This is a genomic window from Chryseobacterium caseinilyticum (genome assembly GCF_014837145.1).
GTDB lineage: Bacteria > Bacteroidota > Bacteroidia > Flavobacteriales > Weeksellaceae > Chryseobacterium > Chryseobacterium caseinilyticum.
Map to the genome: position 1 here is coordinate 495,548 of NZ_JACYFS010000001.1, position 24,660 is coordinate 520,207.

At 37.9% G+C, this 24,660-nt stretch carries 17 protein-coding genes; all 17 read left to right on the top strand.

What is annotated here, in order from left to right; translation table 11 throughout:
* The first annotated feature begins 213 nt into the window (after positions 1-213).
* The 17 genes from IC610_RS02370 (at position 214) to IC610_RS02450 (ending at position 24,378) form a co-directional block, all read left to right on the top strand.
* Positions 214-2,967: a SusC/RagA family TonB-linked outer membrane protein gene (locus IC610_RS02370; protein WP_191735062.1), complete on the top strand. Its 2,754-nt coding sequence runs from the start codon at positions 214-216 to the stop codon at positions 2,965-2,967.
* A gap of 5 nt (positions 2,968-2,972) precedes the next feature.
* Positions 2,973-4,562, top strand: coding sequence for a RagB/SusD family nutrient uptake outer membrane protein (locus tag IC610_RS02375; RefSeq protein ID WP_191735063.1), 1,590 nt, complete (start codon positions 2,973-2,975; stop codon positions 4,560-4,562).
* A gap of 19 nt (positions 4,563-4,581) precedes the next feature.
* Positions 4,582-5,691, top strand: coding sequence for a SusE domain-containing protein (locus IC610_RS02380; protein WP_056079030.1), 1,110 nt, complete (start codon positions 4,582-4,584; stop codon positions 5,689-5,691).
* Between the two features lie 84 nt (positions 5,692-5,775).
* The gene (locus IC610_RS02385; protein WP_191735064.1) at positions 5,776-7,935 is read left to right on the top strand and encodes a glycoside hydrolase family 97 protein; all 2,160 of its coding nucleotides are present in this window, start codon (positions 5,776-5,778) and stop codon (positions 7,933-7,935) included.
* A 244-nt stretch (positions 7,936-8,179) separates the two neighbouring features.
* Positions 8,180-9,166, top strand: a complete 987-nt coding sequence (locus tag IC610_RS02390; protein WP_191735065.1) for a bile acid:sodium symporter family protein — start codon at positions 8,180-8,182, stop codon at positions 9,164-9,166.
* A gap of 9 nt (positions 9,167-9,175) precedes the next feature.
* On the top strand, positions 9,176-10,222 hold the full coding sequence (locus IC610_RS02395; RefSeq protein WP_191735066.1) for a M14 family metallopeptidase: 1,047 nt from the start codon (positions 9,176-9,178) through the stop codon (positions 10,220-10,222).
* A gap of 6 nt (positions 10,223-10,228) precedes the next feature.
* Positions 10,229-12,085 (top strand): glycoside hydrolase family 13 protein, encoded by a 1,857-nt coding sequence (locus IC610_RS02400; RefSeq protein ID WP_191735067.1) that lies wholly within the window; start codon positions 10,229-10,231, stop codon positions 12,083-12,085.
* A 184-nt stretch (positions 12,086-12,269) separates the two neighbouring features.
* On the top strand, positions 12,270-12,782 hold the full coding sequence (locus IC610_RS02405; RefSeq protein WP_191735068.1) for a nuclear transport factor 2 family protein: 513 nt from the start codon (positions 12,270-12,272) through the stop codon (positions 12,780-12,782).
* A 42-nt stretch (positions 12,783-12,824) separates the two neighbouring features.
* Complete coding sequence (locus IC610_RS02410; RefSeq protein WP_191735069.1) at positions 12,825-14,207, top strand: MFS transporter; 1,383 nt, start codon at positions 12,825-12,827, stop codon at positions 14,205-14,207.
* Positions 14,208-14,620: 413 nt separating this feature from the next.
* On the top strand, positions 14,621-15,349 hold the full coding sequence (locus IC610_RS02415) for a pirin family protein (RefSeq protein WP_191735070.1): 729 nt from the start codon (positions 14,621-14,623) through the stop codon (positions 15,347-15,349).
* 279 nt (positions 15,350-15,628) lie between these two features.
* Positions 15,629-16,180 carry an NADPH-dependent FMN reductase gene (locus IC610_RS02420; protein WP_191735071.1) on the top strand — a complete coding sequence of 184 codons (552 nt, stop codon included), beginning with the start codon at positions 15,629-15,631 and terminating at the stop codon, positions 16,178-16,180.
* Positions 16,181-16,446: 266 nt separating this feature from the next.
* A complete protein-coding gene (purM, locus tag IC610_RS02425; RefSeq protein WP_191735072.1) occupies positions 16,447-17,439 on the top strand; it encodes a phosphoribosylformylglycinamidine cyclo-ligase in 993 nt (330 codons plus the stop codon).
* A 154-nt stretch (positions 17,440-17,593) separates the two neighbouring features.
* Positions 17,594-18,160, top strand: coding sequence for a phosphoribosylglycinamide formyltransferase (gene purN / locus IC610_RS02430; protein WP_191735073.1), 567 nt, complete (start codon positions 17,594-17,596; stop codon positions 18,158-18,160).
* Between the two features lie 411 nt (positions 18,161-18,571).
* Positions 18,572-20,086 carry a bifunctional phosphoribosylaminoimidazolecarboxamide formyltransferase/IMP cyclohydrolase gene (purH, locus tag IC610_RS02435; RefSeq protein WP_191735074.1) on the top strand — a complete coding sequence of 505 codons (1,515 nt, stop codon included), beginning with the start codon at positions 18,572-18,574 and terminating at the stop codon, positions 20,084-20,086.
* Between the two features lie 85 nt (positions 20,087-20,171).
* Entirely contained in the window at positions 20,172-21,410 is a 1,239-nt protein-coding gene (gene purD / locus IC610_RS02440; RefSeq protein ID WP_191735075.1) for a phosphoribosylamine--glycine ligase, read from the top strand.
* 293 nt (positions 21,411-21,703) lie between these two features.
* Positions 21,704-23,233 carry a glutamine-hydrolyzing GMP synthase gene (gene guaA, locus IC610_RS02445; protein ID WP_191735076.1) on the top strand — a complete coding sequence of 510 codons (1,530 nt, stop codon included), beginning with the start codon at positions 21,704-21,706 and terminating at the stop codon, positions 23,231-23,233.
* A 314-nt stretch (positions 23,234-23,547) separates the two neighbouring features.
* A complete protein-coding gene (locus IC610_RS02450) occupies positions 23,548-24,378 on the top strand; it encodes a GLPGLI family protein (protein ID WP_191735077.1) in 831 nt (276 codons plus the stop codon).
* The last annotated feature ends 282 nt before the right edge of the window (positions 24,379-24,660 follow it).

Here is a 24,660-nt window from a genome sequence, read left to right on the forward strand (position 1 = left end):
CATTTGTTTAATTTATTACTACTCTTGACCCTATATTATGCTATGTATAGTTTTTAATAAATAGTTGAATATCAAAGAACTGTATAAATAATGTGGTTTAAGATAAAGAAAAATTAATAAATAATTAATATTATTTAACATCAAATAGTTTTTTGTTTAAATTGCAGGGCTGGTAAACAGCATCAACAAAGGAAACTATATAAAAATAATATTGTGAAAAACTTTACAACGGTATTAAAAATTGCACCGGCATTTTTACTGGCAAGCTCAGTAATGTTCGGGCAAGAGCAGGATTCTACTGCAAAGGAAAAGAAAATTGAGGAGGTTGTATTAATTGGGTATGGAAAGCAGAAGAAGACGGATCTTACGGGGTCGATTACTTCTATCAGTGCCAAAGATTTCAATCCAGGTGTTGTATCTGCGTCGCAGCTTATTCAGGGTAAAACACCAGGAGTACAGATTACCAATAACAGCGGTGCGCCAGGCTCGGGATCATCTATAAGGATCAGAGGGGTTGGATCGCTTAATGGATCGCAATCTCCGCTTATCGTAATTGATGGCGTACCTCAGGATTTTAGTGGAATCAGCGGTGCTTCGGATCCGCTTTCATTAATTAATCCCAATGATATTCAAACTTTTGATATTTTGAAGGATGCTTCCTCAACAGCAATTTATGGTAACAGAGCTTCAAATGGGGTTATTTTAATTACTACAAAGCAAGGGTCTGCAGGAAAACTGAAAGTGAATTTTTCAACTTTAGCTTCTGTATCTACAAAAATGGGAACTGTAGATGTATTAGATGCAAATGAATATAAAGCTTTTGTCAATCAGGTTGCTTTGACCAATACAACTGTTGCCAACAATCTTTCAAGACTGGGCAGCGCAAATACAAACTGGCAAAACGAGATTTATCAGGCAGGTGTAGGTACAGATAATAATCTTGCTCTTACCGGAGGTATTAAAGGATTGCCTTATCGTCTTTCCTTAGGATACAATTCACAGGATGGTATTGTAAGAACAAATTCATTCAAGAGAACTTCTTTAGGCCTTAATTTAAATCCTAAATTCCTGGATAATCACTTAAGTGTAAATGTCAATTTAAAAGGAACTTTTACGGACAACAGATTCCCTGCAGAAGGGGTAATTGCAAGTGCAACCTATTTTGATCCTACTCAGCCAATCTACTCGGGAAATTCTAACTACGGAGGATATTATGAATGGCTTGATCCGGGATCTGCAACAGGATTAAACGTAAATGCCAATGCAAACCCGCTTGCCCAGCTTGATGCTACAAGAGATGTATCGTCTGTGTGGAGAGGTTTGGGTAATATCCAGTTGGATTACAAGTTCCATTTTTTACCAGATCTACACTTCAATGTAAATGCTGGTTATGATTATGCCAAGAGTAATGGGGCGAAAACGGTTAGTGGATTATATAAAATTGGTGCAGCAGACGCTGGAAATTACAGAGAATACAGTCAGGAAAAGAACAATAAACTCTTAGAAACTTACCTCAGTTATACAAAAAATATATCTGCAATTGATACCAATGTTGATATCGTAGGAGGTTATTCTTATCAGAATTTCTACACAGAAACTCCTTATGCTGTGACGTATTACGGAAACAGAGCACCTCTGCCTGCGGGAATCGACTTTGCAACAAGAAATGTTCTTTTATCATTTTATGGTAGAGGTATCTTTACTATAGCAAACAGATATATAATCTCTGCATCGGTAAGAAGGGATGGTTCGTCAAGATATTACAATGGAACGAGAGATAATGTCTGGGGTAATTACCCGGGCGTTTCCGTTGCATGGAAAATCAATGAAGAAGGTTTCTTAAAAGATGTTACATCGATTAATACCTTGAAACTAAGAGCAGGTTGGGGTAAAACCGGTAATCAGGAACTAAATACAGGTGATTATCCGGCATTTGCTTATTACACATTAAGCCAGCCGGGAGCTCAGTATCAATTCGGAAGTCAGTATTACTACATGTTCCGTCCCAACATTTATAATCCTATTCTTACTTGGGAAACCACTACGACACAGAATTTAGGATTGGATTTTGGAATTTTAAATAACCGTATTACCGGTGCAGTAGACCTTTATACAAAGAAAGCCGAAAATCTTCTTGTTAAAGCTCCGATTGCTGCGGGAGACTTAAGCAATGAAAATGTATTGAATGCAGGTAATATGAAGACTAACGGTATTGAAGGAAATATCACTTTTGTACCAGTTAAAAATGAAACAACAACCTGGGAATTTTCTTTAAACGCAACACATTACAACTCAAAGATTACCAATCTTATCCAGGGAGCAAATAACGCTTATTTTCTGGCTACCGGAGATATTTCTGGTGGTGTAGGTAATAAAATCCAGGCACACGCAGTTGATCATCAGCCATACTCCTTCTTGGTCTACCAACAGGTATATGATACAAACGGACAGCCGTTGAGCGGTGTCTATGTAGACAGAAACGGTGACGGAATTATTAATGCCAATGATCAATATTATTATAAATCTCCTCAGCCGGATGCAATCATTGGATTTAACACGAAATTAAATTACAAAAGCTGGGACTTCGGGTTCAGCGCAAGAGCGTCAATCGGAAATTACGTATATAATAATGCTGCATCAAACAGTTCCATTCAGTCTTTGACAACAAATAATTATTTACAGAATGTCTATTCTTCAGCAGCAGAATATCAGTTTGCGACGCCACAGTTTTTCTCTGATATATTTGTGGAAAATGCATCGTTTGTAAGATTGGATAACGTAAGTATCGGTCATAATTTCAAAGATGTCTTTGGTAGAGGATCGAGTTTGAGAGTATATGGGATGGCTCAGAATGTTTTTGTTATCACAAAATATTCGGGAGTAGATCCTGAAGTATTCAATGGAATCGACAATGGATATTATCAAATGCCTAAAGTATATTCATTAGGTTTTAACTTTCAATTTTAATTAAGATGAAAAATTACAGAATAAAATTCAGAACATTAACTACAGCAGCGGTCTTAAGCTTAATGTTTATTTCTACATCGTGTGTGAAAGATCTGGAGCAGGAACCACCAACAGGTCTTACATCAGCGAGTGTATTTAAAGATTTTGCAAATTATCCGGGCGCTTTAGCAAAGGTATATGGTGGTTTTGCGGGAGGAGGTCAGGAGCCTAATGGAGGAAACTCAGACATCAATGGTATTGACGGAAACTTTTCTCAGTACACCAGACTTTTGTATACTCTTCAGACATTGCCAACAGATGAGGCTGTAATTGCCTGGAACGATGGTAATCTTCAGACAATGCATAAAATGACGTGGGATTCTCAGAATGAATTTATTTCAGGAGCATACTACAGAATTTATACTCAAATTGCCACATCAAACGAATTTTTAAGAAATGTAACTGATGAAAAATTAGCTTCAAACAATATATCCGGAGCTAATCTTACTGAAGCTAAATACATGCGTGCCGAGGCGAGATTTTTAAGAGCATTATCATATTATTATGCGCTTGATCTTTTCGGAAATGTACCTTTCGTAGATGAAACATATCTTCCGGGATCCACATCAGCGCCGCAAAGAATTTCAAGAGCAGAATTATTCAAATTTGTTGAATCTGAACTTAATGCAGTCGCAGGTGAATTAAAAGATCCTAAAACCAATGAGTATGCAAGAGCAGACAAAGCAGCAGCATGGTCATTGCTTGCCAGATTGTATCTTAATGCCGCGGTCTACACAGGAACTGCCCGTTACAATGATGTGATCACAAACTGTAATAAAGTGATTGCTGCAGGATATACTTTAAAATCAAAATATGCAGATTTGTTTCTTGTAGATAACGATAAAAACAACCCTGAGACAATTTTCCCAATTGCATTTGATGGAGTTAGAATCCAGACTTCAGGAGGAACAACATATCTCGTTCATGCAGCGGTAGGAGGTTCGATGCCTGCTGAAAGTATGTTTGGAATCAATGGAGGATGGGGAGGTCTCAGAACGACTAAATCTTATGTAGGATTATTTACCAATTCTGCGGATCAGAGAGGTAATTTTTACACAAGTGGTCAAAACCTTGAAATCAATGATTTAGGAACATTTACAGATGGATATGCCTTTGTAAAGTATAAAAATTTAACAAGTACCGGTGGGCCTGGAACAGACGCTGCAAAAAATTTCTGCGATGCTGATATTCCGTTACTTAGACTTGCTGATGTTTATTTGATGTATGCGGAAGCTACTCTGAGAGGTGGCAATGGAAATGCAGCAACTGCTTTGCAATATGTAAATAATTTAAGACAAAGAGCAGGCATCACTGCACCATTATCTAGCATTACAACAGATTTTATACTGGACGAGAGAGGTAGAGAATTAGGATGGGAAATGACGAGAAGAACCGATCTTATCCGTTACGGAAGATTTACTACAGCTTCTTATCTGTGGCCTTGGAAGGGTGGAGTAAAAGATGGTAAATCTGTAGAAGATTTCAGAAACCTTTATCCAATTCCTGCAAAGGATCTTGTGGCTAATTCAAATTTAATTCAAAATCCTGGATATTAATATTTTTAAAACTCATACAATGAAAAATATATTTAAAATTATTACACTGCTTTTAGTAGGATTGATGGTTTTTTCTTGTGAGAAAGAAGAAGATATTGCAACACTTGGTGCAGCATCAACTTCAAACCTGAGCGCAGACAAAACAAGTATTGTTTTGATAAAAGATAACGAAGCGCAGAATGCCGTAACTTTCAATTGGTCCGCACCTTCGTATGGAATTGCAGTGGCTCAGAAAAACCAGCTTCAGATAGCTGCTAAGGGAACCAACTTTGCGAGCCCGAAAAATGTGGATCTTAATGACGGTGCTGTAAAAGCATCTTTCACTGTTGCAGAATTCAATACATATCTTTTGGACGCAGGTATTGCTCCAAATGTTGCAAGTCAGATTGATGTAAGATTATCCTCAAAGCTTGGTAGTTTTGAGGCGGTAAATTCTAATGTTGTAACTTTAACTGTTACTCCTTACATGACGTCGTATCCATCTTTTCACATTGTGGGTGACGCATCTGCTGTAGGTTGGAATGCAACTTCTGCGCAACTCCTCTATAAGTTAGATAATCTCTCTACAATTTATACCTATCTTGAGAACGGAAAATCATTCAGATTCTTAGGTCAGCAGGATTGGGGGCCAACAAATTATAGCTTAGATGTTACAGGTATGAATGCCGGAAACAGATATTTTAAAACATGGTCTGCAAATTTAGCTCCTGCAACTCCTGAAAATATACAGTTCACAGGTGCATCGGGAATGTACAAAATTGTGATCAATGCAGATGCCACCGTTAAATCAATTACGGTAACACCATCGGCAGTTGCTACATTTAATCCGGCTAACCTTTATCTGGTAGGAACTGTAAACGGCTGGAATGCTGGTGCAGGTTTAGCAATGACTAATTTAGGAAACGGAAAATTTGAGCACACAGTTGCATTGCCTGCTGGTTCTCAGTTCAAATTTTTAGGTCAGCTAAGCTGGGGAGATCTTGATTGGGGAAATATGACTGCTGATGGAAATACAGGTTATATTGCACCAAAAGGAAGCAATGGTAATATTAAGTTTGACGGAACTGGTGGTAATTACAAAATTACAGTTGACGTAAAGATGGGAACTTATAAAATCCAACCATTATAAATATCATTTAATTGTAAATTAATACAGCAAACTGTTGCTTCCCGGCAACAGTTTTTTTATTTTTAAAGCGTATAAATAATCATTATGAAGAAAATCAAAATTGGAGCAGCGTTGCTCTCCATGATGTTTGCAGGAGTGAATGCACAAACTCTGAAATCTCCGGATGGGAAATTTGAAATGAATTTTCAGCTGAAAGGCGGAGTTCCTTTTTACAACCTTAAATATGAAGGTAAAACGGTACTTGAAGATTCAAAATTAGGGTTAAGATTATTTAAAGACACTTCTATAAAATTTGCTTCGGAAATTGCAAAGCCGGAAGATGCTAAAAATGACCTGAACAACGGCTTTACAAAAACGGACGAAAAAAGAGACTCCAAAAATGAAACATGGCAACCTGTTCTTGGAGAGAAAAAAAACTATATCAACCACTACAATGAGTTTGCAGTTACACTGAACCAAACTTCAACGGACAGAAATATCATTATCAAATTCCGTCTGTTCAATGACGGTCTTGGATTTAGATATGAATTTCCACAGCAGAAAAATCTGAACTATTTCGTGATTCGTGAAGAAGATTCAGAATTCGACTTTCCTTCGGACATGAAAGCCTGGTGGATGGTGGCAGACTACGATTCTCAGGAATATCAGTATCAGGAAACAAAAGTATCCGAGATTCCGACTAAATGGGCAAAAGCTGCTGATGCCAACGCTTCACAGACTTTGATCAAAAATGCTGTTCAGTCTCCTCTGATGCTGAAAGTGGAAGGCAAAACACCTTTGTACATCAATGTTGCCGAAGCAGCGGTGTTGGATTATCCAGCTTCTCATCTTGAAGTTGATGCTGTGAATTTCAAACTGAAAACGCATCTTACAGCAGACAGACAGGGAGCAAAAGGATACATGCAGACTTCTGCAACCACGCCCTGGAGAACAGTTATCGTTTCGCCAAAAGCTGAAGTGGTAATGGATTCCAAAATGCTTTTCAATCTGAATGAGCCGACGAAATATACAGATACTTCATACATCCATCCGACAAAATACATGGGTGTTTGGTGGGAAATGATCATCGGAAAATCTCAGTGGGCATACGGTCAGCCGGAATCAAATGTTCATTTGGACAAAACAGATTTCACAAAATTAACTCCGAACGGTAATCACGGTGCCAACAATATAAAAGTAAAAGAATACATCGATTTCGCAGCAGAAAACGGTTTCGAAGCACTTTTAATTGAAGGTTGGAACATCGGTTGGGAAGACTGGTTTGGCCGTTCAAAAGAATATGTTTTTGATTTTCAGACTCCGTATCCTGATTTCGACATCAAAATGCTGAACGATTATGCTCATGCAAAAGGCATCAAACTGATCATGCACCATGAAACTTCCGGTTCTGCAACCAACTATGAAAGATTCGCTGACAAAGCATTCCAGCTGATGAACAAATATGGCTACGATGCTGTGAAAACAGGTTATGTAGGCGATGTTATTCCACGTGGCGAGCACCACTATTCACAGTGGATGATCAACCATTATTACAGAATTGTAGAAAAGGCTAATGAGTACAAAGTAATGGTCAACTCTCACGAATCTGTGCGTCCTACAGGGGAAAGCCGTACGTATCCAAACTATATTTCTGCAGAAGCAGCGAGAGGTGGCGAGTACGATGCTTTCGGTGGTAACAATCCGGATCACCACACAATTCTTCCGTTCACAAGATGGATGGGTGGATCGATGGACTACACTCCCGGGATTTTCCAGACCAAACTTGATTACTATTTCCCTGGCGACAAACGTTTTGTGAAAACCACTTTGGCGAAACAATTGGCGTTGTATGTTACGATGTACATGCCGCTTCAGATGGCTGCCGATCTTCCTGAAAATTACAAAAAGCACATGGATGCCTTCCAATTTATCAAAGACGTAGCCGCAGACTGGGATGATACCAAAATTTTATCAGCTGAACCTGGAGAGTTTGTTCACACGGCGAGAAAAGCCAAAGGAACCGACAACTGGTTTGTAGGGGGGATTACCGACGAAAAAGCTATGGATTACACGGTAGATTTTTCTTTCCTCGACAAAGGAAAAAAATATGAAGCGACCATCTATCAGGATGGTAAAGATGCCGATTATATTGATAATCCTCAGTCTTATCATATTTACAAAAAGACCATTACAAGCAAAACAAAATTGCCTGTACACCTTGTGAGAAGTGGTGGTTACGCCATTTCTATCAAACCGGTGAAATAAAAATTGCGGGATAGCTTCTGATTTTTTTTAGGAGCTTAATCCCGCTTTCCGCTATATCTTTTTTGTCATTGCGAACAGAGTAAATCAACAGTTGAACTTTTTCGCAATCGCAATAACAAAAAAGGATGCCGCTGCAATCGGGGCTAGGGGAGAACGCATATTTACAGACTTTGCCGGAGGTAGAAATTCTCCGGCAAAGTTTTTTTTTGTAAATTTAAGGTTTAAAATTATCTCAATGAAGTTGATGGCTACACTCTTCAGCAAACAGAATATTTTTCTGATCCTGCTGATTATAATGGTCTTAATGGCGAAAATTATCCCTTTTCACGAATCTTACAATCAGTATTTCAATCTCTCAGCCTTTATAGATTGGGGAATTGCAGGGATTTTCCTTCTCTACGGTTTAAAACTGAATTTAAAAGAAGTTGTAAAAGACATCACCAACTGGAAGCTGCACCTGCTCATTCAGTCCGCTACTTTTCTTATTTTTCCGTTTCTGGTTTTTATTTTTTATCCGTTCATCAAAGATTCAGAATATTTCAACATCTGGCTCTCCATATTTTTTCTGGCAAGTCTTCCGTCCACCGTTTCATCGTCTGTTGTGATGGTTTCGATTGCCAAAGGAAACGTGACTTCAGCGATTTTCAACGCTTCGGTTTCAGGAATTATCGGAATTGTGATGACACCGCTTCTGATGAGCTTTTTTATGACATCAGAAACTTCTGCAGGAGCCAACGGAGAAATTCTTCAGCAGCTTTTGATAAAGGTTTTACTGCCGATTATTTTAGGAATTATTTTCAATCCTTTATTGAAAAAATTCGTCACAAAGTATTCAAATATCATCAATGAATTCGACAGATTGATTATTCTGCTGATTGTTTACGAAAGTTTTTCTACGGCTTTCGTACAGCACGTTTTCTCATCAGTTCCTTCATTTGTATTTTTAGTTTTGACTTTCAGTGTGATTTTTCTCTTCTTCGCAGTCTACCATATCACCCAGTTTTTAGCTGAAAAAATGAAATTTAAAACTCAGGATGTAATCACCGCAACTTTCTGTGGTTCAAAAAAATCTCTTGTGCATGGAAGTCTATTCGTTTTGGTTTTAGGAATTGCAGATGATCAGAAAGTTTTATTTTTACTGCCTGTCATGATCTATCACAGTTTTCAGCTGTTTTATGTAAGTTGGCTCGCGAACAGAATTGCAAAACGCCAGACGGTCAATGTCAATTAAAAGATGCAGATGAAAATCATTCTTAAAACTGCAGTTTTTGCATTACTTTTCTGCGGAATTTTACCAAAGGCTCAAATCAGAAAAATACTCTCTGAAAATCGGTCATTCAGAAAAGATACCGTCGTTTCCATTGGAACAGATACACAGAAAACATACATTCCTGTTACAGTCATTAAAGGAAAAAATAAAGGTCCGGTTTTTACAGTTATTGCCGGAATTCACGGTTACGAATATCCACCCATCATCGCTGTTCAGGAATTATTAACTGAAATTAAACCCGAAAATATTAACGGAGCTTTAGTCATCGTTCCGGTTGCCAGTGTAGAATCTTTTCAGAAAAGAATGCCATTTGTAAATCCTCTCGACGGCAAAAATTTAAACAATGCTTTTCCGGGCTCAAAAGACGGAACTGTAACCGATAAAATCGCCGATTTTATTACTAAAGAAATCATTTCAAACTCAGATATTTTTCTCGATATTCACGGAGGAGATGCCAATGAAGATTTGTTGCCATTTGTCTGCTTTTACGACAGAAAAGATAAAGAGAACAAGACAGATTTAGCATTAAATTTATCCAAAGCTTCCGGGATGAAAAACATCGTGTCATATCCCTACAATTTAAAACCTTCAGACCAATCGAAATATGCTTTCAAAGAAGCAACACAGCAGGGAATTACAGCTTTAAGTATTGAAGCCGGAAAACTGGGAACGGTGCAGAGAGAAAATGTGGATCTGATTAAAAATGCAGTCTTCCGTATGCTGAAATTTTCAGGAAATTATAAGGGCAGAATTTCAGTTAAAAAAAATTCTGAACCTCAGAGATTCTTTAGCAGTCAGGACTACATTCGGGTTCCGGAAAACGGAATTTTTTACAGTATGTTAAAAAGCGGAGATGAGGTCAGAAAAAACCAAATTTTGGGCTATATTACAGACGAATTCGGAAACAGAAAAAAAGATATTATTTCACAGTCAGACGGTATCATTTTGTACAAAATTGGAACACCACCAGTGAACAGAAATGAAACACTGTTCTGTATTGGAATCATTCAAAAATAATCTATTATGAAAAAATTATATGCAATTGCAGCATTATCAGCAGCTGCTCTGGCTTATTCGCAAAAACCTTTAGACAAAGTAGAACCCGCATTTTGGTGGAAAGGGATGAAAAATCCTGAAGTTCAGCTCCTTATTTACGGAAAAGACATTGCCAAAAAAGAGATCGAAATTTCAGACGGAATCAAAGCAAAAGACATTCAGAAAGTCGAAAATCCAAATTATGTTTTTGTGACTTTAAATATGAATGAAATCAACGTTTCGAAATTTAAAATCAACGTTAAAAACGGAAAGAAAAACGTCGGCTCATACACCTATGAACTTAAAGAAAGAAATCCTAATTCTGCCAACAGAAATTCATACACCTCGAAAGATCTGATGTATCTCATCATGCCCGACCGTTTTGCGAATGGTGATGAGAAAAATGACTCTCAGCCCAACCTTACCGAAAAAGCCAACAGAAGTCTTCCAAATGGCCGTCACGGTGGAGATCTACGTGGAATTATCAACAATCTCGACTACCTGCAAAACCTCGGAGCAACTGCAGTCTGGCTGACTCCAGTTAATGAAGACAACGAAAAAGGATATTCTTATCACGGTTATGCGCAGACAGACCTTTACAAAATCGACGGACGGTACGGAACCAACGAAGAGTACAGAGAGCTTTCACAAAAACTCAACAAAAGAAACATGATGCTGGTGATGGATTACGTGACCAATCACTGGGGAATTTCTCACTGGCTCATCAAAGATCTGCCCACAAAGGACTGGATTCACTGGTTTGATGATGGTGATAAAGGCTTCAAACGTTCCAATTACAAAATCACGTCTCAGTTTGACCCGAATGCTTCCGATGCAGACAGAAAAGTAGCGCTGGACGGTTGGTTTGATACTTCGATGCCCGATATTAATCAGAGCAATCCTTTGGTTTTAAAATACTTAACCCAAAATGCAATTTGGTGGATTGAATACGCTGAATTGGGTGGTTTCCGTGTAGATACTTATCCGTACAACGATAAGGAAGCAATGGCGAAATGGGCAAAGGCAATTACCGACGAGTATCCGAAATTCAATATTGTAGGAGAAACATGGTTAAGCTCTGCCGGACATATTTCTGCGTGGCAGAAGGATTCTAAGACTGGAGAAGCGGCCAATTACAATTCAAATTTACCATCGGTGATGGATTTTCCTTTGTACGACGAACTTCCGAAAGCCATTAAAGAAAAAGAAGGCTGGAATAACGGGATGAACAGACTTTACAACAGTTTCACGAATGATTTCCTGTATCCGGACATCAACAATCTTCTCGTCTTCTTCGAAAATCACGACACCGAGAGATGGAATGAAATGTTTAATAATGACCCGAAAGCATACAAATTGGCAATGACAATCATCTCAACCGTCCGAGGAATTCCACAGATCTATTACGGAACCGAAATCGGAATGCGTGGAGATAAAAATAAAGGCGGTGACGCAGACATCAGAAGAGATTTTCCGGGTGGCTGGAAAGCAGATACGCAAAGTGCTTTCAGTACGGCTTCGCAAACTGCGCAGCAGAAGGAGTTTCATGGTTTTACCCAGAAATTATTAAACTGGAGGAAAGGCAAAGACGTGATCCATACCGGAAAAACTAAAAATTTCGTTCCTCAGAATAATGTTTTTGTGTACTTTAGATACAACGAAAAAGAAACGGTGATGGTGGTAGTGAATGCCAATGAAAAAGATGAAGTTGTAGACTTAAAAAGATTTTCAGAAGCTATAAAATCTTCAGTTAAAGGCAAAGATGTGATCTCAGATAAAGAAATTTCACTTCAGAATACTTTAACTGTTCCTGCTAAAACTTCGATGGTTATTGAATTAATGTAAACACTAATTTCACAGATAGTCGCACGAATTACACACATCATTGATATATTCACTGAAAAAGATTAATGAAATCTGTGTTTAAGATGAGAATTGTCAAATATCAATCATACAATTTTTCGCAATCCAGTAGTGTCATTAGTGAGAAGATTAGTGTCATTTGTGTTTAAAAAAAAATAAATTTAAAATGAAAAAAACAACATTAATATTTACAGTTTTCCTGTTGATCCTGAGTTTCACAACCATCCAGGCACAGGCGAAATTTGAGAAAGATAAAACAGAAATCGCTACTATGCTCGATGCATTCAACGTTGCAGCTGCACAAGCAGATTATAAAACTTACTTCGGCTTTTTCGCAGAAGAATCTACCTTTATTGGAACCGATGCCACTGAGGTTTGGGATAAAAAACAATTTATGGTTTGGGCAAAACCATACTTCGACAAAAAATCAACATGGAATTTTAAATCCTTAAAAAGAAATGTTTATTTCGCAAAAGACGGAAAACTTGCGTGGTTCGACGAATTATTGGATACCCAAATGAAAATCTGCCGTGGTTCCGGAGTATTGGAAAAGATTAATGGACAATGGAAAGTGAAACAGTATGTTTTGTCTGTGACGGTTCCTAATGAGGTAGTGGATAAAATTGTGGAAATCAAAGCTCCAATTGAAGACGCTATGATTCAGAAATTAAAAAATTAGGTAAAAGTCTTTTCTATTTCATCACTTATCAATAATAAATTTATGACAAAAAAGATAAAACCGAATCTCTCCATGGCTCAGATCATCAACATGAGCATGGGATTTTTGGGTATTCAGATGGCTTTTGGTTTACAAAATGGTAACGCCAGCCGGATTTTAGGAAATTTTGGTGCAGACGTTCATCAGCTTTCGTGGTTTTGGCTGGTTGCTCCCATAACAGGTCTCATCGTTCAGCCTATCATCGGTCACATGGGCGACAATACGTGGAGTCCGCTTGGAAGAAGGAAACCTTATTTTCTGATAGGTGCGATTCTTTGTGCCATCGGTTTGGTTTTACTTCCCAACGCAGCTTCTGCAACACAGATGATGGCGGCCAACGTTTTACTTTTGGCAGTTATTTTCTTAGCAATGATGGACGCTTCCATTAATATTGCTATGGAACCCTTCCGTGCGCTGGTAGGAGATATGCTTCCGAAACATCAGGGAACTTTGGGATTTTCAGTACAGACCATTCTGATCGGGATTGGCGCGGTGATCGGATCTTATCTGCCGGATTGGCTGACCAAATTAGGTGTTTCGAATGTAGCTAAAGAAGGTTTCGTGGCCGATAATGTGATTTACGCATTCTACTGTGGTGCGGGAATTCTTTTACTGACCATCATTTACACGATAGTTACAACAAAAGAATATTCGCCAAAAGAATTTGCTGAATTTGAAGGCGGAAAAGAAGTAGTTGAAAAACCGTCAAAATTATCAGATATCTTCAGTGATTTTGCGAAAATTCCAACCTTAATGAAAAAGTTGGGAATTGTTCAGTTTTTCTCTTGGTTTGCACTGTTTACCATGTGGGTTTTCACGACAAGTGCTTTAGCCACGCATCATTTCGGATTGTCTCCCGAAGACACGCATTCTGTTGAATTCAACAAAGCCGGTGATCTTACAGGTAAATTATTTGGTATGTACAATCTCTGGGCAATTCCGTTTGCATTTCTGTTGACGCCGATTGCAAAATGGATCGGTAAAAAACAAACTCATGCATTAGCGTTATTATGTGGAGGTATAGGATTAATTTCAATGTATTTCATTAAAGATACTTCACTGCTCTGGATTTCAATGATCGGACTTGGTTTTGCGTGGGCAAGTATTTTGGCAATGCCATATGCGATGCTGATAGATGCAATTCCGCAGAGGAAAATGGGGGTTTTTATGGGGATTTTCAATTTCTTCATCGTAATTCCACAAATCATCAACGGTGTCTTTGGTGGCCCAATTGTAAAAGGTGCCTTTGGAAATTACGCGATGGGCTATGTTGTCGTTGGCGGAATCTGTATGCTTCTCGGCGCAGTCTTAACAATGATTTTCATTAAATCGGATGACGCAAATCCTCAGGAAATCGAAGAGGAAATTCAGCAGGTGCACTTTTGAATTTGAGATTTGGAATTTGAGATTTGAGATTCGCAATTCGCAATTCAGGATTTGAGATTCAATATTTAAAATTCAATATTCAAGATTCAAAATTTTATGTTCAAGATTCAATATTGAAAATTAGAATTAAGAATTTGATTTCAATAAAAAATTTACATAAAAATATCAATAGGAGCGGACTTTAGTCCGCTTTTTTATTTCAAAGTTGAGATAGGCTTTAGCCCAAATCTATTATTCACAAAATAATCCAGGCTCTGAAAAATTCACTTCGAAGAAAACTGACTATTCACCATTCATATAAAAATCACTTCTTACCTTACATCAACATTCCTGGATAAATTTTTTGCGAATTTTGCTTTAATAAATTTAAACATCATCATTACTTATTAATCATTACTAATTACTTATAAATTATGAAAACAGTATATCACAAAGCAGATTCCAGAGGTCACGCAGATCACGGTTGGTTAAATTCTTTTCACACTTTCAGTTTTGCGGGCTATCAAAACAGAGAAAGATCCAATTTCGGAGTATTGAGAGTTTTAAATGACGACACCGTTTCTCAGGGAATGGGTTTCGGAACGCACCCTCACAAAAACATGGAGATCATTTCAATTCCTTTGGAAGGAAACCTGGAGCATAAAGATTCGATGGGAACAACTGCGGTAATCAGAAAAGGAGAAATTCAGGTGATGAGCGCCGGAATCGGTGTGATGCACAGCGAATATAATCAGAATAAAGATGAAGCTGTGAAATTCTTGCAGATCTGGGTTTTCCCAAGAGAAGAAAATGTAGAACCGAGATACGATCAGAAAAGCATTAAAGACGGAGAAAAAATTAATGGTTTCCAGCAGATTTTATCGCCAAACAAAAACGACGACGGCGTTTGGATTCATCAGGATGCCTGGTTTAATTTAGCCAATTTCACCAAAGGAAACGGTAAAAACTACACCATCAACAAAAAAGGAAACGGCGTTTATGCATTTGTTTTAAAAGGCAGCGCAAAAGTAGGCGACAGAATCTTAAACGAAAAAGACGGTTTGGGAATCTGGGATACTCAAAGCTTCAACATCGAAGCGGTAGAGGACACCGAAATTCTTCTGATGGAAGTTCCAATGGATTTACCGGCATATTTAAAATAAACACTAATTTTGCACCATCAAAATATACCTGACTGAAGAGGTTTTGGCGAATAAACCTTCTTATATAATTTTTCAACCAAGCAAACCAAAACGAGGTTGATTGTGAACAACTTTGGTGATTGAAACCATAAAACAGACAATTGGTAATAATAAACCACGAAGTGGTTCAATATTAATAGCCGTGGGTGAAACCCATGGATACATAATAACCAAAAATCAACGAACCACGCAGTGGTTCAATAAATATCACGCAAACCTTCAATAATATAATTTAAATAAATGAAAATCCTAGCCATCGCAGGAAGCAATTCCGACACATCAATCAACAGACAACTCGTAACCTACGCTACCACTTTATTCGAAAGCGCAGAAATAGAAATCGTAGACATGAACGATTTTGAAATGCCCATCTACAAACACCAGAGAGAAGTAGAAAGCGGTGTTCCACAGCAGGCGCTTGATCTTGCTTCAAAAATTGACAGCGCAGATCTGCTTTTAGTTTCACTTTCTGAGCACAACGGAACCTATTCAACGGCTTTCAAAAACGTGTTCGACTGGACGTCAAGAATAAAACAGAGAGCAGTATGGAACGAAAAACCAATGTTGCTGATGGCAACAGCTCCGGGTGGAAGAGGTGGTTTAGGCGTTTTGGAGGCTGCTGAAAAACGTTTTCCTTTACACGGCGGAAATATCGTTGATACTTTTACGTTGCCTTTTTTTAATGATAATTTCGACAAAGAAGCTCAGAAAATTTCTAATGAAGAAAAAGACAGTGAGTTACGCGAGAAAGTAAGCAAGATTTCTGCGGTTGAAACAATCTTAGAAAAATAGCATTTGAATATTAACTTAAAATTAATATCTTTGCAAAAAGAAAAAGTAATGAAAATTCAGACCACTTTCAAAGAATGTTTCTCCAAAAAAGGGAATGTTGTGGACTCTGAAATTCTGAGATAATATAACGGCCGATAATCTACCAAGATTGTCGGCTTTTTTGTTTTCGAAATTTGAATTAATATAATAAAAATTAATACGTCCCACTTTAGCAAAAACGATTCATTTGTTAGATTGTTAAATTGATACACTGTTACATTAAAAATATGAGCAACACTTACAAATCTGCAGGAGTAGACAAAGAAGAAGGTTACAAAACCGTTGATAAGATCAAAAAAGCGGTGGGCGAAACTCACAATTCCAATGTATTGAACCATTTGGGAAGCTTCGGTGCTTTCTACGAAATCGGTGGTTACAAAAACCCTGTTTTGGTTTCAGGAACTGATGGAGTAGGAACTAAGCTTAAAGTTGCTTTAGACTCAAAAAGATACGATTCTATCGGCGTAGACTGTTTCGCAATGTGTGCTAACGATATCCTGTGTCACGGTGCAAAACCCCTGTTTTTCCTTGATTATTTAGCTTGCGGTAAACTGGATTCAGAAATCGCTGCGGAGATTGTTTTAGGAATGGTGAAAGCCTGTAAAGACAACAACTGTGCATTGATTGGTGGTGAAACTGCCGAAATGCCGGGAATGTATCAGCCGGGAGATTACGACGTTGCAGGTTTCTGCGTAGGAATCGTAGAGAAAGACCAGATCATTGACGGTTCAAAAATCAAAACGGGAGATAAAATTATCGCTTTACCAAGTTCAGGTTTCCACTCAAACGGATTCTCTTTGGTTAGAAAAATTTTCCCTAATTTCGAAGAAGAATTTGAAGGAAAGCCTTTGTACGAAACACTTTTGGTTCCTACAAGATTATATTATAAAGACATTCACAAGGTGATTGAAGAGGTTGAAGTTTCAGGAATTGCCCACATCACAGGAGGCGGTTTATACGAAAACATTCCAAGAATCATTGGTGACGGATTATGCGCTACAATCGATGCTTCAAAAATTCAGATTCCAACGGTAATGTTAGAACTTGAAAAAAGAGGAAACATCGCCCGTGAAGAAATGTTCGGAACCTTCAACATGGGTGTCGGAATGATCGTTGTCGTAGATCCTGATCACGCTGAAAAAGTGCTTCACCTTTTAGATGACGCTTACGAGATTGGAGAAATCGCGGAAGGAGCAGAAAAAATCGATTTGAAATTTTAGGAGCTATTTGACTCCGTCGATTGCTTTGGAGCAATTCCCGCTGTCCACTGTATCTTTTTTGGGACGGTCTACACTTCGTTCCGTCCGCCCCAAAAAAGGATGCCGTTTCCATCGGGGCTAGGGAAGAATGTATTTTTAGCAATAATAGTTTTTAATGAAAAATATTGTCATTTTAGTTTCAGGTTCCGGAACCAATCTTCAGAGAATTATCGATACCATCGGCAGCGGAGAAATCCAGAATGCAGAAGTATCTTTAGTTGTTGCCGACAGAGAATGTTACGGACTCGAAAGAGCAAAAAACCACAACATAGAAACCGCGGTGATTCCGAGAGGGAAAAATTTCAGCAGCGAACTGGGTAAAATCATTCCGGAAAATACAGATTTAATCGTATTGGCAGGATTTTTATCCATCCTCAAACCTGAGTTCGTGGAAAATTGGGCAGGAAAAATCATCAACATTCACCCGGCCTTACTTCCAAAATATGGAGGAAAAGGAATGTGGGGGCATCATGTTCATAATGCGGTGATTGAAGCTAAAGAAAAAGAAAGCGGAGCAACCGTTCATTTCGTAACCGTAGGAATTGACGAAGGAGAAGCAATCCTCCAGAAATCATTCGAAGTCACAGAAAACGACACTCCCGAAACGTTAGCAGAAAAAGTTCATAAAATTGAATATGAAATTTTTCCTGTAGCAATTAATAAAGTATTAGGAAATAACTAATCGTCATTAAAAAGTATAATTAAAAATTCCCCTCCCTTGGAGGGGTGGCAAAAATTCAAAGAATTTTTGACGGGGTGGTTATAGACGCTTCATATTTGTAAGCTAAAATAGAACCCAAAACAATATATTTGCTCTGCTCCCTCTCCTTTGGAGAGGGTTGGGGAGAGGATTAAAAGACACACTTAGATCAACAAAAATTATTTCAAAATAATCTAAGTAAAAGTAAGACCGGAGGTGAAAGAACCGGTCTACAGTTTGAAATAACTGTAAAAAGTAAAGTTGAAAAAGTCCCAACGGGACGGCTTACCAAAAAATAGGGTGAAATTCTGTTATTTGGTGGGTGAAAAAGTAAAATGAAGGAAAAACCGCAATTGAAACTGCGGTTTCGACTTCGAAAAAAATGAAAAATCTATGAGCAAGAGAGTTTTGATCAGTGTTTCTGACAAAAGCGGATTAACTGAATTCGCACAGTTTTTAGAATCTCAAAATTATGAATTGATCTCTACTGGAGGTACATTCAAACATTTGAAAGACGCTGGTTTAAATCCGATTCAAATCGATGAGGTAACCGATTTTCCTGAAATGTTAGACGGAAGAGTGAAAACTTTACACCCGAAAGTTCACGGTGGTTTATTGGCTGTCCGTTCAAACGAAGAGCACATGAAAACCGTTCAGGAGCACAATATCGGTTTGATCGACATGGTGATTGTGAATTTGTATCCGTTTTTTGAAAATGTAAACAAAGACATTTCATTGCACGAAAAAGTAGAATTTATAGACATCGGAGGTCCTTCAATGCTTCGTTCTGCTGCAAAAAATTTCGATTCTGTTACCGTTATTACTGACGTTGAAGATTACGAAAAAGTAAAAGCCGAAATGGAGCAAAACGGCGACACTGTCATTGAAACGCGTAAAAAATTAGCCGGAAAAGTATTCAACCTTACTTCAGCTTACGATGCGGCCATCTCAAGAATGCTTTTAGAAGAAGATTACCCGACTTATTTAAGCGCTTCATACAAGAAAGTTTCAGACTTAAGATACGGAGAAAATCCACACCAGACTGCAGCGTACTACGTTTCAACTTTTGAAAACGGTGCGATGAAAGATTTCGAACAGTTGGGAGGTAAAGAATTGTCATTCAACAACCTTCGTGATATGGATCTTTGCTGGAAAGTGGTGACAGAATTTAAAGAAGAAATGGCATGTTGTGCCGTAAAACATTCCACACCTTGTGGAGTGGCGATCGGAACTTCAGCCTTAGAAACTTATAAAAAGACTTTCGAATGTGATCCGGTTTCAATCTTCGGTGGAATTGTTGCTGCCAACTTCAAAATTGATGCTGTAACGGCTGAAGAATTAAACAAAACATTCCTTGAAATCGTAATGGCTCCTGATTTTGATGCGGATGCTCTGGAAATTTTAAGAAAAAAGAAAAATCTAAGAATTATAAAAATCGTGAACCCGGTTTCAGACAAGCAGACTTGGGTAAAAGTGGATGGTGGAATTTTAGTACAGGATAACGACAGTATTTTTTCAGATGATATTAAAGTGGTTACGGAAAGTCAACCGACAGAGGAGCAGAAGAAGGCATTACTTTTTTCTCAGAGAGTGGTAAAATACGTAAAATCAAACGCCATCGTTGTTTCAAACGGAATCCAGGCCTTCGGAATCGGAGGCGGACAGGTGAACAGAATCTGGGCAACGCAACAGGCCATCGAAAGAGCAAAAGAGAAATTCACTGGAGATTTGGTTCTAGCTTCTGATGCATTTTTCCCATTCCGTGATGTGGTAGATTTCTGCGCTCAGGAAGGCATTACAGCAATTATCCAGCCCGGAGGAAGCGTAAAAGATCAGGAAAGTATCGACGCTGCCAACGAGCACAAAATCCCGATGATGTTCACTGGCGTAAGACACTTTTTTCATTAAAATTGAATTAAAATAGTAATTTGAGATTGTATTTATAGCATTCAAAATTATATATTTGTAAAATAGACTAGATAATAAATAAAGTATGAGAATATTAATCATAGGTGAAGGAGGAAGAGAATCTGCTCTGGCAACAAAACTTCAGAAAGATTCAAGAGTGAGTCAGATGTTTTTTTCCAACGGAAACGCAACTACCGACAGAATAGGGAAAAATATCCATCTATCAGAAATCAAAGAACTCAGAGATTTTGCAATCAAAGAAAAGGTAGATCTTACCATTGTAGGCCCGGAAGCACCATTGGTGGCAGGCTTGAAAGACGAATTCAAAAAGCACGATCTTAAAGTTTTCGGTCCGACTCAGAAAGTGGCAAGTCTTGAAGGAAGTAAAGCTTTCTCCAAGAAATTTATGAAAACCTATGATATCAAAACGGCAAAAGCAGAAGTTTTTGATGCCTATAATGATGCTAAACAATATCTTCAGACTCAGGAATTTCCATTGGTAATCAAAGCCAGCGGTTTGGCAGGTGGAAAAGGTGTTGTGATCTGCGAAACTCTTGAAGAGGCAGAAGCTACCATTCACGACTTTATGATCAGAAGAATCTTTGGTGATGCGGGAATCCGTGTGGTTATCGAAGAATATCTTGAAGGTTTTGAAGCTTCAATCATTGCATTCTCAAATGGGGAAAAATTATTCCCTTGTGTTGCTGCAAAAGATTATAAAAAAGCAGGAAACGGAGACACGGGCCCTAACACTGGAGGTATGGGAGCTGTGGCACCAAGCCCGGAATTTACAGCAGAGCACTTTGCAGATTTCGAGAAAAATATTCTTGAGCCGACTGTAAAAGGTCTTAAAGGCGAAGGTTTCAGCTTTAAGGGAATTATCTTCTTCGGACTGATGATTACCAAAAACGGAACTTATCTTTTAGAATACAACATGAGATTCGGAGATCCGGAAACTCAGGTTTTGATGGCTTTGATGGAAAACAATCTTTTGGACGTAATCAACGATTGCATTGAAGGAAAAGATATTCAGCTGAAGTTCAAGGACGAAAAAGCAGTTTGTCTTGTAATGTGTTCAGGAGGTTATCCGAGAAACATCGAAACTGGATTCGAGATTGTAGGCGAAGACAAAGTAAAACACAGCCAGTTACTCTACGCAGGTGCTGTAAAAAAAGGCGACAAAGTAGTTTCCAACGGTGGTAGAGTGCTCAACATTGTGGCTACAGGCGCTACCTACGAAGAAGCCCGCAAAAAAGTGTACGAAGATGCAATTCCGGTACATTTTGATTACAGCTTCTACAGAGAAGACATCGGTAAATTTTAATATAATGCCCTGATTTTTCGGGGCTTTTTTTTTCAGGAGCCGGGAACCTGCTGTCCGCTGTATCTTTTTTGTCACGATCTTCGCTTCGCTGCGTTCGCAACAAAAAAGGATGCCGCTACCATCAGGGCTAAGAAGAGCCAGGTAAAAAGTAAAAAGAGACAAGTAAAAGATAAAAGTAAAAAGTATTTTAATTAATCTTAAATCTTGAATCCCGAATCTTGAATCTTGAATCCCGAACCCCGTAACCCGAACCACGAATCTCAAATTTCAAACCTCAAATTTCAAATCAAATAATGACCAACGGTATCATCATATTAGATTTCGGATCTCAGTACAACCAGCTTATCGGAAGAAGAATCCGTGAGATGGGCGTGTACTCCGAAATTTTACCATTCAATACACCATTAGAAACAATTCTGGAAAAACAGCCAAAAGGAATCATCCTTTCTGGTGGACCAAGTTCTGTAAACGCAGAAAACGCTCATTTGGTTGAAAAAGAATTGTACGAACAGGGAATTCCCGTGTTGGGAATCTGCTACGGAATGCAGCTTACAGCACACCTTTTAGGCGGAAAAGTACACAAAGGTGTAAAAGGCGAGTACGGAAAAGCACATTTAGAAATAGTTAAAGAGTCTTCTTTATTAAAAGGCGTAACCGATAACTCCATCGTATGGATGAGTCACTTCGACGAAGTTGGACAGTTGCCTGCAGGTTTTGAATTAAATGCAAAATCAGGGGTAATCGCTTCTATTTCAAATGAAGACAAAAAAATCTACTGCGTCCAGTTCCACCCAGAAGTTTCTCACACTGAAGAAGGTGGAAAAATGCTTGAAAATTTCGTTTTCGCCATCTGTAACTCAGAGAAAAACTGGAAACTGACCAACTACATCGACAAAACAGTTCAAGAAATCAAAGAAAAAGTAGGAGATAATAAGGTAATCTTAGGTCTTTCAGGAGGTGTAGATTCTTCCGTTGCTGCTGTGTTAATTCACAAAGCAATCGGAGATCAGCTCACTTGTATCTTTGTAGATACGGGACTTTTGAGAAAAGATGAAGATGTGAAAGTAATGCAGAATTACGGCGAACATTTTCACATGAACATTAAACTGGTCGATGCTAAAGAAAGATTCCTTTCAAAATTAGCAGGTGTTGATGACCCAGAAACAAAAAGAAAAATCATTGGAAATGAATTTATTCACGTTTTCGACGAAGAATCCCATAAAATTGAAGGTGCAAAATTCTTAGCTCAGGGAACTATTTATCCTGACGTGATCGAAAGTCAGTCGGTAAACGGACCTTCAGCAGTAATCAAATCTCACCACAACGTGGGTGGACTTCCAGAAGAAATGGAGTTCGAATTGCTTGAGCCATTAAGAGAACTGTTCAAAGACGAAGTAAGAAAAGTCGGAGAAGAATTGGGAATTCCTCATCATTTGGTTCACAGACATCCTTTCCCGGGTCCAGGTTTGGGAATCAGAATTTTAGGTGCTGTAGACGCTGAAAAAGTAAAAATCCTTCAGGAGGCGGATGATATTTTCATCGAAGAACTGTACAAAAACGATTTATATGAAAAAGTTTCTCAGGCTTTCGTAGTTCTTCTTCCTGTAAAATCTGTCGGAGTAATGGGCGACGAAAGAACCTACGAATACACAGCAGTTGTCCGTTCTGCCAACACCATCGACTTTATGACTGCAACTTGGAGCAGACTTCCTTACGAGTTCTTAGATACCGTTTCCAGCAGAATTATCAATGAAGTAAGAGGAATCAACAGAGTAGCTTACGATATTTCAAGCAAACCACCTGCAACAATTGAGTGGGAGTAATTAAATGAAAAAGAAATTCAGAATTTTTAATTCGAAATCTTTAAGCATATTGAATAAACAGCTTCTTTTGAAGCTGTTTTCTTTTTTAAGATTGTTATTCATCAACTCAAAAAGTACAAAAAGCCACGAAGTGGCGACATCATTAGCTTAGGGTGAAGCCCTAAGTTTATCAAAAGTAGAAATTGCAAAGCCCTGAAAGGGCGAAATTACCTATACACAAAAAAACTCATTCTAAAATACGCAATATTCATCAGTATCCGTCGTTTAAAATTCATTTATTTGAGACTTAATCAATGCTTAAACTGAGATTTTTTATGAAGTATTTCTTAGCCATTTTTCTTTTAGCTTTCACTTTGCATTCAGCACAGACCAAGAGGTTTTTTTATGATTTAAAATACAAATCAGATTCTACTCAGGAAGATTACCGAAAAAAAATAATGGTTTTAGATATCAATCCCAACGAAACCAAATACTATGACTATTCATTTTTAGAAAAAGATTCTCTCAATAAAGCAACCAATCAGACGAATACATCATGGACAGATCAAATACCTGTAATTCGTAAGAAAAATTCCGGTCAGAATATTAATTTTCAGCGGGTAGAATTTCAGATATATTCGTTTCCAACAACAGACAAAGTCAATTGGAAACTTTCACAAGAAACCAAAAAATACGCAGAATACACTATTCAAAAAGCCACTACCAATTTTGGAGGCAGAGAATGGACGGCTTGGTTCACAAAAGAAATTCCTCTTTCAGAAGGACCGTACAAATTTACCGGGTTGCCAGGTTTAGTTGTTTTGCTTAAAGACAGCAATGATCAGTTTGACTTTTCATTAGTTAAAAGCATCAATTTGCCGGAAACTTACGATACTTCAAATATTCTCGAAGTAAGATACGGAAACAGTCCTTTATCGATTACAGAAAAGAAATTTACAGCAAAAAAAATAGAATACTTTAATGATCCTTTTCATGAAATGCGGGAGAAATTAAGAGATGGAACTACAAAAAGTTTTGACAATAACGGCGTGAGATATACCAGCTCCACTGATTTGATACCTAAAATAAAAGAAGAGCAGGAATATATTTTGAGACACAATAATCCAATCGAACTTAATAAAGCAATAAAATATTCTGTTAAATAATTGAAGTTCGCGTTTTTTGAATTGACTTTAAAATTTATAGAAATACATTGCAATCAAGGTTAAATTAAGAACAATCAAAAAACAAAATATAGCCTTGAAGATTTTGTTATCTCCTTTCAAAAGATTGAAAAGTATAATGGAGCAAAACAAAATAAAAGTTACAGAATTTTTTGTGTCATTGACATTAAATTTGTGATAAGAGAAAAGATTGATGTTATAAAGAAGATTGTTGGTTAATTCAGAAAAAAACAATCTCAAAATGATAATAAAAATTATTGTAAA